Below are 14,070 nucleotides of genomic sequence, written 5' to 3' on the forward strand. Positions count from 1 at the left end.
CATCCCGGACGGCCGAGCGGCCGATCCGGGATGACGTCTGGGGTCTAGCCGTTCAACGCCCCCGCCGCCTTCAGCGCGTCGATCTCCGCGCCGGAGAAGCCCCAGTCCGTGAGCGCCTCAGTGTCGTGGGCGCCGATGGCGGGGGGCGGCCCCTGGATGGCGCCGGGCGTGGCCGAGAAGCGCGGCGCGGGGGCCGGCTGGGTGACCCCCGCCACCTCCACGAAGGTCTGCCGGGCCACATTGTGCGCGTGCCTGGGCGCCTCATCCAGATCCAGGACCGGGGCGAAGCAGACATCGGTGCCGCCCATGATCGCCGACCATTCGTCCTGGGTCTTCTTGCCGATCACCTCGGCCAGCTTGTCGCGCAGGCTGTCCCATTCGCCGCGGTTCATCTGGGCCGCGAATGCGGGGTCAGTAATGCCCGTCTTTTCAAGCAGTAGCGCGTAGAACTGCGGCTCAATGGAGCCGATGGAAATCCACTTGCCGTCCGAGCATTGGTAGGTGTCGTAGAAGTGGGCGCCACCGTCGAGCATGTTGGCGCGGCGGTCGTTGCTCCAGATGCCGCTGGCCTTCATTCCATAGAACATGGCCATCAGGGAGGCCGCGCCGTCGCTCATGGCGGCGTCGATCACCTGGCCCGTGCCGGTCTCGCGCGCGCTGATGATTCCCGCCATCAAGCCGAAGGCGAGGTAGAGCGCTCCGCCTCCGAAATCCCCCACCAGGTTCAGCGGCGGCACCGGCTTGTCCTTGGTTCCGATCGCGTGGAGCGCGCCGCTGATGGCGATGTAGTTCATGTCATGGCCGGCGGCGTTGGCGTAGGGGCCGGTCTGGCCCCAGCCGGTCATGCGGCCGTAGACCAGCTTGGGATTGCGTTTCAGCGCCACCTCGGGACCCAGGCCCAGGCGCTCCATGACGCCGGGGCGGAAGCCCTCGAACACCGCGTCGGCGCCCTCCATCAACTTCAGGCAGGTCTCGATGGCCTGGGGGTTCTTGAGGTCCAGGCCGACGGAGCGACGGCCGCGGGCGCTGACATTGGCCGGCGAGGCGCCCCCGGACCCCTTGCGGTCGATACGCACCACATCGGCGCCCAGGTCCGACAGCAGCATGCCGCAGAAGGGGCCGGGCCCGATTCCGGCGAACTCGATGATCTTCAGTCCGGTCAGCGGTCCCTGGCGCATCGTCTCAACTCCCAATCGATTTTGCGGCAGCTTAGCGCCAATGACGTGCGGTCAGCCAAGGGGACGTGATCACGCCGCTCCGTCATCACAAAACCCGTCATCCTAGGCCTTGTGCCTAGGACCCCTTTGTCAGCGTTGCTGAGCGGCAGGATGTAGCGGTGAGGCGCCGCGTGACGCCCGGCATCTTAGCAGCGGCGCGAGGGGGCCTAGGCACAAGGCCTAGGATGACGGAGGCGGTGGAATGTCGCGGCCCCTATCCCCCACCCGGCAGCGACTGACCGTCGTCGATGGTGATCAGGGTCCCGGCGATGGCCCGCGCGGCGGGGCCGCACAGCATCATGAAGGCCGCGTCGAGGTCGCTGGCTTCCATCAGGCGTCGACGAGGGAAGCCCTTGAGCTGCTTCTGGCCGCCCTCGGTGCCCCACCAGAAGCTGTTGATGTCGGTGTCGATATAGCCGGGCGCGAGCGCGTTGACGGCGATCCCGCGCCGCGACCATTCGCGGGCCAGACTCTTGGTCAGCATGGCGACCGAGGCCTTCGACGCATTGTAGGCCGCCAGACCCGGCAGCACCGTATGGCTGGCGATGGAGGCGATGTTGACGATCCGGGCCTGGCCGCCGTCGGCCGTCCCGTTGGCGAACATCAACCTGGCGGCCGCCTGGGCCGCGAAGAACACCCCGCGCACATTGACGTCGAAGGTGCGATCCCAATCCTCGATGGAGAGGTCCAGCGCCAGCCCCTCCCCGCCGACACCGGCGTTGTCCACCAGGATGGACACCGGTCCCAGCCCCGCCTCGATCTCGGCGAAGGCGGGCGCGATGGTGGAAGCGTCGGCGACGTCCAGGCGCATGGCCATGGCGCGGCCGCCTGAGCCGGCGATCTCACCGGCCAGGGCCTCCACCATGTCCAGCCGACGGGCGGTCAGGGCCACCGCCGCGCCAGCCCCGGCCAGCAGCCTGGCGAAGTGGGTTCCCAGGCCCCCGGAGGCCCCGGTGATGATGGCCGTCTGGCCCGAAAGCGGCTTGTCCATGGCAATGCTCCACACCCATGACCTGCGCGTCCCTGTCGCGGTCGCGCACCTCTGTATATTCTGCCTTGTGGCCGATTCCCGCCTATAAGCAGCAGGGTCGGCAATCTTGTTGTTTCAAGGGTTTGAGGAATGGCTCTGGGCGTCCATGCGCGGGTTCTGATCGTCGCGCGCGACGACGCCCTGGCGGGTCCCCTCGCCGAGGGTCTGGACCGGCTCGGCTGGCGCACCGTCACGGCGCGCGGCCCCTATGCCGCCATCGCAGCGCTGAGCGACCTGCAGGTCGAGGCCGCCATCGTCGACCTCGCCAGCGGCGGCCACGAGGCTCTGACCCTGGCCAAGCGCCTTAAGGCCGCCTGCGCGCCCCGCCGCCTGCCCGTCATCGCCATCGGCGCGCCGGGTCCGGAACTGGACGGCCTGAACTTCGACCTCACCCTGACGGCCCCGGTGCATCCGGCCCAGGTGGTGCTGCGCCTGGAGACCCTGGTGCGGATGGCTATCGCCGAGGAGGAGTTCGAGCTGCGGCTGGAGACCTTCAGCGAGCGCGGCCGGCGGCTGGAAATGCCCGATCCCGATCCCAGCCCCTTCAAGGTGCTGGCCATCGGCGAGCCCGCGCCGCAGTTCCTGGCGCTCTCCAACGCCCTGACGGGGTCGGGCGCGGAGGTCGTGGGCGCCTTCACGGCCTATACGGCCTTCGACTATCTGCACGAGCGGCCCTTCGACGCCGTGGTGCTGTGGGCCGGGGACAACAGCCAGGAGGCGCTGTCCATCGCGGCGGGCATGCGCCGCAACACCCGGCTCTATCACACGCCCGCCCTGCTCTACATGAAGCAGGAAAGCTACGTGACCATGTCTGAGGCCTATCACCGGGGCATCTCCGACGTGGCCTCTCCGGAAACGCCGGAGACCGAGACCGCCAAGCGGGTGATCGAGTTGGCGCGCAGCTATCGCCGGCAGACCGCGATCCGCAAGGCCCTGGAAAAGGCTCGCGCCTCGGGCCTGATGGACCCGGCGACCGGCCTCTTCACCCGGGACCTGTTCGCCACCCACCTAGGGCGCCTCGCCCAGGCCTCACGACTGCGCAATCGGCCGCTGTCGGTCTGTGTGCTCAAGGTCTCCAACCGACCGGACGTCGACAACGCCCGCCATGGCGGCTGGCTGGACCGCGCTATCCCGCAGATCGGCTCGATGATCGGCCGCCTGGTGCGGGTCGAGGATACGGCCGCCCGCCTAGGTCCCGAGGTCTTCGCCCTCGCCCTGCCCGCCACCCCCCAGGCCTCGGCCCGGGCGGCGGGTGAGCGCATCGCCGCCGTGATCGGCTGCACCGCCTTCGAGGCCGGCGAGGGCAAGGCGCCCTTCGTGGTGGAATTCGACATCGGCGTCGCCGAGGTCAGCCTGGCGGCGGGTGTGGGCAAGGCGCTGGAGGAAGCCGCAGCAAGGGCCGTGGAGCGGGCGGGCTGACCTAAGCCTTCCCCCTCGATGGGGGAAGGTTGGATGGGGGTGTGTCCGCTGGCTTCGGCGAAATCTTAGGTGGGCGCCAACCTGGGGCCACCTGCGCGACTCTGCACTCACCCCCAACCCTACCCTTGCCCCATCGAGGGGGAAGGAATCAGGCCGCCACCGCCGCCCCGGCCAACTTGGCCAGTTCCGACAGCACCCGCTCCGCCGCATTGAGCCGCTGTTCCGGGGTTTCCCATTCGCCGCGCACCACGACCTTGTTGTCCGGGCGGACCTTCCAGGCGACCTGGTTCTTGGTCACGAACTGCATGAGCCCCATGGGATTGGGGAAGTCCTCGTTGCGGAAGGTGACCACGGCGCCCTTCGGCCCCACGTCGATCTTGGCGACATTGGCCTCACGGCACAGACCCTTGATGGCCACGACCTTCAGCAGCTGGCCGGCTTCCGGCGGAAGGGGGCCGAAGCGGTCGATCATCTCGGCGGCCAGGGCCTCGCGGTCGCCGGACTTCTCGGCGTCGGACAGGCGGCGATAGAGCGACAGGCGCACGTGCAGGTCGGGGACGTAGTCCTCGGGAATCAGCACGGCGGCGCCGGTATTGATCTGCGGCGACCAGCCCCGGTCGGCGGCGCCCTCACCCTTGCCGGCCAGTTCCTTCAGGTCGTTGACCGCGTCCTCCAGCATCTGCTGGTACAGCTCGACGCCGATCTCGCGGATGTGGCCCGACTGTTCCTCGCCCAGCAGGTTGCCGCCGCCGCGCTGGTCCAGGTCGTGGCTGGCCAGCTGGAAGCCGGCGCCCAGGCTGTCGAGGGACTGCAGCACCTTCAGGCGGCGCTCGGCCGAGATGGTGATCTGCTTCTCGGCGGGCGTGGTCATGTAGGCATAGGCGCGCGCCTTGGCCCGGCCGACCCGGCCGCGCAGCTGGTAGAGCTGGGCCAGGCCGAACATGTCGGCGCGGTGGATGATCAGGGTGTTGGCCGTGGGGATGTCCAGGCCGCTCTCGACGATCGTGGTCGACAGCAGCACGTCGTACTGGCCCTCGTAGAAGGCGCTCATCACGTCTTCCAGCTGGGTCGGAGCCATCTGGCCGTGGCCGACGACGTAGCGGACCTCCGGCACCTGCTCGCGCAGGAACCGCTCCAGCTCGGTGAGGTCGGAGATGCGCGGCACCACGTAATAGGCCTGGCCGCCACGGTACTTCTCCCGCAGCAGGGCTTCGCGGATGACGATGGGGTCGAAGGGGGTGACGTAGGTGCGCACCGCCAGGCGGTCCACCGGCGGGGTGGCGATGATCGACATCTCCCGGATGCCCGACAGCGACATCTGCAGGGTGCGCGGGATCGGCGTGGCGGTCAGGGTCAGCATGTGCACGTCGGCGCGAAGCTCCTTGAGCTTCTCCTTGTGCTTGACCCCGAAGTGCTGCTCCTCGTCGACGATCACCAGGCCGAGGTTCTTGAAGCCCACCTGCTTGGACAGCACCGCGTGGGTGCCGACGATGATCTCCACCTCGCCGTTCTTCAGCGCCTCGCGGGTCTCGGCGGCTTCCTTGGGCGGCACCAGGCGCGACAGGCGGGTGACCTTGATCGGCCAGCCCTGGAAGCGCTCGGTGAAGGTCTTGTAGTGCTGGCGGGCCAGCAGGGTGGTGGGCGCGACGATGGCCACCTGCTGGCCGCTCATCGCCACCACGAAGGCCGCGCGCAGGGCCACCTCAGTCTTGCCGAAGCCGACGTCGCCGCAGATCAGACGGTCCATGGGCTTTCCAGCCCCCAGATCTTCGAGAATGTCGCCGATGGCCGACAGCTGGTCGTCGGTCTCCTCGTAGGGGAAGCGGGCGCAGAACTCGTCGAACACCCCGTGCGGCGGATCGACAGGATCGGTCGTCCGCGTGGCGCGGGCCGCGGCGATCTGGATCAGGCCGATGGCCATGTCCCGAAGGCGTTCTTTCGCTTTCGCCTTGCGCGCCTGCCAGGCCGCGCCGCCCAGGCGGTCCAGCTGGACGCCGTCGCCCTCGGAGCCATAGCGCGTCAGCAGGTCGATGTTCTCGACGGGCAGGTAGAGCTTGGCCTCGGCGCCGTACTGCAGTTCCAGGCAATCGTGCGGCGCGCCCTGGACCTCCAGGGTCTTCAGTCCCTCATAGCGGCCGATCCCGTGGTCGATGTGGACCACCAGGTCGCCGGGGCTGAGAGACGAGGCCTCGGCCAGGAAGTTGGACGCCCGGCGCTTGCGGCGCGGTCGGGCCAGGCGATCGCCGAGGATGTCGGTCTCAGAGATCACCGCCAGGGTGTCAGTCTCGAACCCGGACTCCAGCGGCAGGACAACCCGCTGCGGGAACTTGGGATTGGCGGCCTTGGCGGCGTCCCAATAGGGCGCTTGCGTCACGTTCGTCAGGCCGTGGTCAGCCAGCATGACCCCGAGGCGTTCCGAGGAACCCTCGGACCAGGAGGCGAACAGCACGCGTTTTCCCGCCGCGGCCAGGCGCATGGCGTGATCGGCGGTGGCCTGGAACAGGTTTACCGAGTCCTGCTGGCGCTCGGCGATGAAGGTGCGACCCTGCCGCGCGCCCATGTCCACCACCAGCTCGCCCTCGGCCTCCTGGAAGGCGGAGAACTGGCGGGTGGCGCGTTCGGCCAGGCGGGCGCGCCATTCCTCAGCGGTCAGGTAGAGGCGGTCGGGTTCCAGCGGATGGTAGTGGACCTTGCGGTCGGCCTGGGCGCGGGCGTCATAGGCGTCAGCGATCATCGCCAGGCGCTCGTCGCGGGCCTGGCTGGCCAGGTGGTCGACGCCGATCAGAGCCGAGCCCGGCAGGTAGTCGAACAGGGTCGCCATCGACGGGTAGAACAGGGGGAGCCAGTGCTCCATGCCCGCCCGTCGACCGCCGCCGCTGACCGTCTCATAGAGCGGATCGCCGCCGGGGGCGCCGAAGGCCTCCACATAGCCACGGCGGAACCGGGAGATGGACTCCTTGTCCAGCAGGGCCTCGCTCACCGGCAGGAGGCTGACCTCCTTCAGCTGGCGGGTGGAGCGCTGGGTGTCGGGGTCGAAGCCGCGGATGGACTCCAGGGTGTCGCCGAACAGGTCCAGGCGCACCGGCTCCTCGGCGTTGGGCGGGAAGACGTCGATGACGCCGCCGCGGATTGCGAATTCGCCCCGCTCCGAGACGGTGGAGGCCCGCGCATAGCCGTTGACGGCGAAATAGCGCTCCAGGTCGGCGATCTCGACCACATTGCCGGTGCGGGCTGAGTAGGCCGCGCCCTGGACCACGTCCTTGGGCGGCACGCGCTGCATGAGGGCCGGCGTGGTGGTGACCAGCAGGGTCGGCTTCTTGGCGTCCAGGCCCTGGGCCAGGCGCGCGAGCGTGGTCATCCGCTGGGCGGCGACGCCCGGCGAGGGGCCGGTGCGGTCATAGGGCAGGCAATCCCAGGACGGAAACTGCAGCACCTCGATGCCCTGGGCGAAGAACTTGAAGGCGTCGATAAAGGCCGAGAGCCGCGAGCCGTCGCGGGCCACGAACACCGACAACCCGCCGCGGGCGCGGACGATGTCGGCCATAACCAGGGCGTCGAACCCCTCGGGCGCGCCGATCAGGTCGAGGCGGCCGGGGTCGGTGGCGATGCGGCGGTGATCCGCAGCGCTGGGCGCACGCGAACCGTCAGCCGCCATGTCTGTCGCCCCGGATCTCATAGACCTTGAACCGGAACGCCTTGATCTGGTTCAGCAGCGACCCGTCGAATTCCGGCGGCACGTCCGTCCGCTCCATGATCCATTCGTAGAGATCATGGTCGGGTTGTTCGAGCAGCTCTTCGAAGAGGTCGAGGTCCTGCGGCGACAGCTCATGGGCATGGCTGTCCGCGAACGGCCCCAGAATGAGGTCCGCTTCCCTGAAGCCCCTGTGCCACGCACGGAACTTCAGTTTTCGCAGGCGGGTGTCATCAATCGACATGTGGACGGGCCGATATAGGGCCGCCCGTCCCCCGACGCCAGCGTCTAGGTGTCAGTCGCCGCCAAACCAGTTGAAGGACAGGTTCTTGAAGGGGGTCTGGCCGATCAAGAGGCCGGTCCGCAGGACCGTTTCCTGGGCGCCGGGGCCCGCCGCGCGAGCGCGCTTCAAGGCCGCCATGTCGATGGTCCCGTCCAGCTGGACCACGCCGAGGGTGGCGTCCTTGCCAGTGAACTTCAGATCGCCGCCGCCGATCTTGTAGCTGGTGGGCAGGACCCGGATGGTCTTGGCATAGGTCGTCTGGCCCATTTCGTTCTCGCCATTGGCGCTGGTGACATCGACGAAGTCGAACATGATGGGGCCGGCGGGGCCGTCTTGGGCGCCGCCTTCCCAGGCCGTGAAGTCCTCCTCCAGGCCGAAGCTGATGTTCTCCAGGCGCCAGTTCCCGACCTTCACCTCGGTATCGGGGATGTAATAGCCGAAGACGTCCTCGCCCTTCACGTGGCTGAAGCCGCCCGCCGCCGGGGCCGGGACGGCGGGCGCCGCGGCGGGGGCCGCGGCGGGGGCCGCGGGCGGCTGGAAGCCCGAGCTGGAGGCCTCGGTCTGGCCGCCGGATTGCTGGTTGCAGCCTGCCAGCAAGGTGGCCAAGGCCGTGGCGGTCAACAGGTTGCGCATAGGATTCTTTCCCCAAAGGTCGGCGGCAGATCATCATGGGCGGCGCCAGGCGTCCAGCTTCGCGCTATGATCGCGCCATGCGGCCCGAGATTCTGTTTCCTCTCTACGCCCCGGTGACCACGCTGAAGGGCGTGGGCTCGCGGGTGGCGCCCTTGCTGGAGAAGCTGGCCGGCCCGATCGTGCGCGACGTGCTGTTCCTGGCGCCCCATTCCCTGGTGCGCCGCAGACCCGCCACGGTGAACACCGCCCTCGAGGGCGAGGTGCAGACCTTCACCGTCGAGATTGACGAGCATCAGAAGCCGCGCAGCCCGCAGCAGCCCTGGAAGATCCGCACCTTCGACGGCTCCGGCTTCCTGACCCTGGTCTATTTCGGCAGCTTCGGGCACGCGGTCGCCGAGAAGAACCCGGTAGGGGCCAAGCGGATCGTCTCGGGCAAGGTCGAGCGGTTCGGTTCGGAATGGCAGATCAGTCATCCCGACTACCTGGTGGCCCCCGACAAGGCCGATGAGATCCCGGAGGTGGAGACCGTCTATCCGGCCACCGCCGGCCTGCCGGCACGCACGGTGCGCAAGCTGGCCCTGCAGGCCCTCACCCACGCCGCCGACCTGCCGGAGTGGCAGGACCCCGCCTGGCTGGCCAAGGGCGGTTTTCCGACATGGAAGGCGGCGCTGGAGCGCCTGCATGCCCCGGCCAGCGAGGGCGACCTGTTGCCGATGGCCGCCCACATCCGCCGCCTGGCCTATGACGAACTGCTGGCCCACCAACTGGCCATGGCCCAGCGCAAGGCTGACCGCCGCGCCGAACCCGCCGAGAAGATCGCGCCGGGCCCCACGGCCGCCGCCATCGTCGCCGACCTGCCCTTCAAGCTGACCGGGGCGCAGGAGCGCGCCATGGCCGACGTTCGCCGCGACTTCGCCGCCGGAGAGCGGATGAGCCGGCTGCTGCAGGGGGATGTCGGCTCGGGCAAGACCGTCGTGGCCATGCTGGCCATGGCCGATGTGGCCGCTGCCGGCGCCCAAAGCGCCCTGATGGCGCCCACCGAGATCCTGGCCCGCCAGCACTATGAGACCCTGTCAGGCCCCCTCGCCGCCCATGGGATCACCTGCGTGCTGCTCACCGGCCGCGACAAGGGCGCGGCGCGGGCCGAGAAGCTGCGGGCCATCGCCAGCGGGGCGGCCCAGGTGGCCGTGGGCACCCACGCGCTCTTCCAGAACGAGGTTCATTTCCAGAACCTGCAACTGGCGGTCGTCGACGAGCAACACCGGTTTGGCGTGGCCCAGCGCCAGTTGCTGCAGGCCAAGGGCCGATCGGTCCACCTGCTGGCCATGTCGGCGACCCCGATCCCCCGGACCCTGGAGCTCACCGTCTACGGCGACCTCGACGTCAGCAAGATCGACGAGAAGCCGCCGGGCCGCACGCCGGTCGCCACCCGCGCCGCGCCCATGACCCGGGTCGACGAGGTGGAAGCCCGCCTGCGCGAAGCCGTGGCCGGCGGCGCCCAGGCCTTCTGGATCTGCCCGCTCGTTTCGGAGTCCGAGCTGGTGGACCTGAAGGCCGCCGAACAGCGGGCCATCGAGCTGCGCGCCACGATCGGCGACGGCGTCGGCCTGGTGCACGGCAAGATGACCGGCCCGGAGAAGGACGCCGTGATGGCCGACTTCGCCGACAACCGGATCAAGGTGCTGGTGGCCACGACGGTCGTGGAGGTGGGCGTCAACGTCCCCAACGCCACGATCATGGTGATTGAGCAGGCCGAACGCTTCGGCCTGGCCCAGCTGCACCAGCTGCGCGGTCGGGTCGGCCGCGGGCGGCGGGAGAGTTCCTGCGTCCTGCTTTACGACCCGCCGCTGTCGGAGACCGCCCAGAAGCGGCTAGATATCCTGCGGCGCACCGACGACGGGTTCCAGATCGCCGAAACCGACCTGGAGCTGCGCGGCGGCGGCGACGCGCTGGGCCTGCGCCAGAGCGGGTTCCCCGACTATGTCTTCGCCGATCCCTTCGCGCACCGGGACCTGATCGCCGCCGCGGGCGACGACGCGCGACTGATCATCGCCCGCGATCCGGAGCTGACGAGCGAGCGAGGCAAGGCGCTCCAGGTTCTGCAGGAGCTGTTCGACTGGCGCGCGAGTTCGCCGTTGAAGGATGCCGGGTAGCTCAGTTGATCCGATGCACAGGATGCGGTTTGACGGCCCGCACCTCGGTGATCGGCGGCGCAGGCCGGGCGAACCCGGGGCTCGACGTCAGCGCCACCACCCGCCCCTTCGCGTCGGCCTCGAGGTCGCCATAGAACAGGTTGTAGCCGGGGACCTTGCGCCTATCGGCCCAGGAGCCGGCGCTCTTCAGCATCTTGGGCTTGGGTCGCGAGACCCGCAGGATCCCCTCCTCGCACTTGGCCGAGACCTGGCGGGTCAGGAAGGCGGGCCGCGCGCCCCATTCGAGGCCGGTGGCGTTGGCTGCGCCCTGGTTCAGCTTGGCGGGCGCCGCGGCGTTGGTGGTCGCCCCCAGCAGCGGATTGAAACACAGGGGTGCGCGGCCCGAGATGTTCTCCAGTTCGCCATTGGCGTCCCAAACCAGGGATCGATCCTTGAGCGCCTGGACACGTTCGATGTCGTGCTCGAAGGCCGAGGCCCAGGCGGCGAGGCACCCTGGCTCATTCGGGCGCGCGCAGGGCGTGAGCGGCGGGGCGTCGGCGGGAACCACGGTCTCGATCAGGTAAGCCGCCGCCAGGCGGGCGCGCACGGCGGGGTCGCGGGCGATCTCGTCGGCGATCAGGCGTGAGGCGAGCGTCCCGCCCTGCTCCACGCCGACGATGACGAAGGGGCGGCCCTTGTTGTCGGCGGCCATGTATTCCCGGAAGGCCGCGAGCACATCGGCATAGGCGAAGCGCCGCGCGTCCCGGGCGTCCTCGCGCAGGGTCAGCAGGGTGTAGAGGCTGGCCTGGCGGTAGCGCGGGGCGAACAGCCGGCCGACGCGCAGGAAGGGGCCTGCATAGTTGGGGGCCACGACCCGCCGGAAGAACTTGTCCGACGGCACATCATCGATGGGGCTGACCCAGTCGCCGCCGCCATCATAGCTGGTGGGGCCGACGAAGAAGATGTCGGCCGGCGGATCGGCCGTGGTCCAGACCTCGGGCTTGGCGGGCAGCAGGGCCCAGGCGGCGCGTTGGGTATAATCCGGGGCGGCCGGCGGCCGGTAGGTCTGGAACGGCACCTTAGGGTCCAGCGCATTGCTGGCGATGTCATCGCGCCACCAGAAGGCGGCCGTCACCACCAGCGCCACGAGGCCCAGGGCGGCGGCGGTGACCAGACGCTTGAAGCCCTTCGGACGCTGCGCCATCGCCTATCTGTAGGGATCAGGTTGCGACAGATAGGACTGGATATAGTCGGTGATCCCGTCCTCCAGCGACGTCATCGGCTGGTTGAAGCCGGCGGCTTTCAGCCGGTCCATCCTAGCCTCGGTAAAGTACTGGTACTTGTCGCGGATGGCCGGCGGCATGGGCGTGTATTCGATCTGGGCGGGCCTTCCGGCGGCGGTGAAGACCGCCTTGGCCATGTCCTCGAAGGTCCGCGCCTTGCCGGAGCCCAGGTTGTAAACCCCGTTCACCTGCTCGGCGCTGGCCAGCCAGGCCACGACGTCGGCGACATCGCGGACATAGACGAAGTCGCGGGTCTGGCCGCCGTCGGCGACGCCCTCGCGATAGGACTTGAAGAGCTGCACGGCCTGGCCGCCCGCGACCTTGGGCCAGATCTGCGAAGCCACGGACTTCATCGAGTGCTTATGCTCCTCGTTGGGGCCGTAGACGTTGAAGAACTTCAGGCCGACCCACTGGGGCGGGGCGTAGTCACGGGCCGCCTGGCGGGCGGCGAACAGGTCAAACAGGGCCTTGGACCAGCCATAGGTGTTCAGCGGGCGCAGGGCCGCGAGCCAGGCCAGATCGTCCTTGTCGTCGAAGTCGGTGGTGTCGCCGTAGGTCGCCGCCGAGGAGGCGTAGATGAAGCGCCGCTGGCGGTCGGCGCACCAGCGGAACAGGTCGCGGCTCAGCGTGAAGTTGGCATGGATGATCTTGTCGGCGTCCGGCTCGGTGGTCGACGAGATGGCGCCCATGTGGACGACGATCTCGATGTCGCGCCAACGCTTCTCCAGCCACTCGAACATGGCCTCCGGCGCCACGAAGTCGCCGATCGGATGCTTGGCGATGTTGCGCCACTTGCCGAGCTCGGCCTCCTGCAGCCAGTCGCAGACCACGACGTCGAGGCTCGGGTCTTCCGTCAGCTTGGCGACGATGTTGGAGCCGATGAATCCAGCCCCGCCGGTGACGAACGCGATACGACGGGTCATGTCGGCTCCTTGGCGGTCATGCGGGCGATGGCCGCGGTGGTGGAATAGCCGTCGACGATCTGGGCCAGGCGCACTTCACCGCCCCAGGCCTTCACCAGGTCGCCGCCCACAACCTGGTCCTCGGAATAGTCGGCGCCCTTGATCAGGATCTCAGGCCGCGCGGCCTCGATCAGCTTGATGGGGGTGTCTTCGTCGAAGGGGACCACCAGGTCGACGGCGCCCAGGCCGGCCAGCACCATGGCGCGGCCCTCCAGGTCGTTGACCGGCCGCCCCTCCCCCTTCAGCGCGGACACCGAGCGGTCGGAGTTCAGGCCCACCACCAAGCGGTCACACCAGGACCGGGCCTGGTTGAGATAGGTCACGTGACCGCGGTGCAGGATGTCGAAGCAGCCGTTGGTGAAGCCGATCCGCAGGCCCTTGGCGCGCCAGCGGGCGATCTCGTCGGTCATCCGCTGCGGCGTGACGATCTTGCCCTCGGCGGGCGCCATGTGGGCGGTCAGCGAGGCCTCGATCAGTTCCTCGGGCAGGACCGTGGCCGTGCCGGCCTTACCGACGGCGACGCCGGAGGCCAGCATGGCGAACTCGATGGCCTGCTCCACCGGCGTCCCGGCCGCGAGCGCCAGGCCAAGCGCTGCGATGGTGGTGTCGCCGGCGCCCGAGGCGTCGAACACATCGCGAGGCACGCCGGGGAAGTGACGGACCGCCTCGCCGCGCACGGCCAGTGAGATGCCCTTGGCGGCTCGTGTCACCAGGATGGCCTTGGCCTCGCAGAGCGAGAGGGCATGGGCCAGGGCCGCCTCGATTTCGGGATTGGTGCTGGTGGGCAGGCCCGTGGCGTAGGCCAGCTCGCCTGCGTTGGGCTTGATCACGTCGACCTCGCCATAGCGCAGGAAGCTACGGGCCTTGGAGTCGACGATGACCATGCCGCCGGCCTCCCGGCAGGCGCTGATCACCGCGTCGGTGACGACACCTTTGCCGTAGTCGGAGATCAGAACCACGCCCGCGCCCTTGGCCACGTCGCGGACGGTGCGCACCAGACGCCGCTCGACGTCGCCCACCGCCGGGATGCTGGCCTCGAGATCCACGCGCAGCAGTTGCTGACCGCCGGAGACGAAGCGGGTCTTGAGCGTCGTGGGACGCGCCGGATCGGTGACCAGGAAGCCCTCGATGCCGGTCTGCTCGCCGATCAACCGCAGGGCCTCGTGCCCCTCGCTGTCTCCGCCCACCAGGCCCACCAGGGCGACATCGCCGCCCAGGGCCGCGACGTTGCGCGCCACATTGCCGGCCCCGCCCAGCATCACCAGCTCACGCTCGCGGGCCAGAACCGGGATGGGCGCCTCCGGAGAGACGCGGGTCACCTCGCCATAGACGAAACGGTCCACCATCAGATCGCCGACGCAGACGATGCGGGCGCCGGAGAGGCGGGTCAGCAGTTGCTGAAGAGTCGAGAGATCCATCG

Annotated in this window: 10 protein-coding genes; 2 read left to right on the top strand and 8 right to left on the bottom strand. The window is 69.1% G+C overall.

All coding sequences use genetic code 11. From position 1 onward, the window contains the following. Nucleotides 1-44: 44 nt before the first annotated feature. Complete coding sequence (locus Q7J39_RS00110; protein WP_304819223.1) at nt 45-1,178, bottom strand: CaiB/BaiF CoA-transferase family protein; 1,134 nt, start codon at nt 1,176-1,178, stop codon at nt 45-47. A 253-nt stretch (nt 1,179-1,431) separates the two neighbouring features. Further along, nucleotides 1,432-2,208, bottom strand: coding sequence for an SDR family NAD(P)-dependent oxidoreductase (locus tag Q7J39_RS00115; protein ID WP_304819226.1), 777 nt, complete (start codon nt 2,206-2,208; stop codon nt 1,432-1,434). Nucleotides 2,209-2,343: 135 nt separating this feature from the next. Between Q7J39_RS00115 and Q7J39_RS00120 the strand changes: the two genes are divergently transcribed. Next, the gene (locus Q7J39_RS00120; RefSeq protein WP_304819334.1) at nt 2,344-3,666 is read left to right on the top strand and encodes a diguanylate cyclase domain-containing protein; all 1,323 of its coding nucleotides are present in this window, start codon (nt 2,344-2,346) and stop codon (nt 3,664-3,666) included. 148 nt (nt 3,667-3,814) lie between these two features. Here Q7J39_RS00120 and mfd read toward each other — a convergent pair whose 3' ends face one another. Genes mfd through Q7J39_RS00135 form a run of 3 tightly spaced genes read right to left on the bottom strand, consistent with a single transcriptional unit; the run spans nt 3,815 to nt 8,273 of the window. Continuing rightward, entirely contained in the window at nt 3,815-7,321 is a 3,507-nt protein-coding gene (gene mfd, locus Q7J39_RS00125) for a transcription-repair coupling factor (protein ID WP_304819228.1), read from the bottom strand. Beyond that, nucleotides 7,311-7,601, bottom strand: coding sequence for a succinate dehydrogenase assembly factor 2 (locus tag Q7J39_RS00130; protein WP_304819230.1), 291 nt, complete (start codon nt 7,599-7,601; stop codon nt 7,311-7,313). Before Q7J39_RS00130 ends, mfd begins: the two co-directional genes overlap by 11 nt. Nucleotides 7,602-7,652: 51 nt before the next feature. Then, nucleotides 7,653-8,273, bottom strand: coding sequence for a hypothetical protein (locus tag Q7J39_RS00135; protein WP_304819232.1), 621 nt, complete (start codon nt 8,271-8,273; stop codon nt 7,653-7,655). A gap of 77 nt (nt 8,274-8,350) precedes the next feature. Between Q7J39_RS00135 and recG the strand changes: the two genes are divergently transcribed. After that, on the top strand, nt 8,351-10,426 hold the full coding sequence (gene recG / locus Q7J39_RS00140) for an ATP-dependent DNA helicase RecG (protein WP_304819234.1): 2,076 nt from the start codon (nt 8,351-8,353) through the stop codon (nt 10,424-10,426). Nucleotide 10,427: 1 nt separating this feature from the next. On the opposite strand, the gene Q7J39_RS00145 is transcribed toward recG, so the two are convergent. The 3 genes from Q7J39_RS00145 to rfaE2 are packed head-to-tail and all read right to left on the bottom strand — an operon-like array spanning nt 10,428 to nt 14,068. Further along, the gene (locus tag Q7J39_RS00145; protein WP_304819236.1) at nt 10,428-11,609 is read right to left on the bottom strand and encodes a DUF3089 domain-containing protein; all 1,182 of its coding nucleotides are present in this window, start codon (nt 11,607-11,609) and stop codon (nt 10,428-10,430) included. A 3-nt stretch (nt 11,610-11,612) separates the two neighbouring features. Beyond that, nucleotides 11,613-12,611, bottom strand: coding sequence for an ADP-glyceromanno-heptose 6-epimerase (gene rfaD, locus Q7J39_RS00150; RefSeq protein WP_304819237.1), 999 nt, complete (start codon nt 12,609-12,611; stop codon nt 11,613-11,615). Continuing rightward, a complete protein-coding gene (gene rfaE2 / locus Q7J39_RS00155; RefSeq protein WP_304819239.1) occupies nt 12,608-14,068 on the bottom strand; it encodes a D-glycero-beta-D-manno-heptose 1-phosphate adenylyltransferase in 1,461 nt (486 codons plus the stop codon). The genes rfaD and rfaE2 overlap by 4 nt, the downstream gene beginning before the upstream one ends. Nucleotides 14,069-14,070 lie beyond the last annotated feature (2 nt).

Origin of the sequence: Phenylobacterium sp., assembly GCF_030651185.1 — a bacterium.
In the GTDB taxonomy this organism is placed as follows: Bacteria; Pseudomonadota; Alphaproteobacteria; order Caulobacterales; family Caulobacteraceae; genus Phenylobacterium.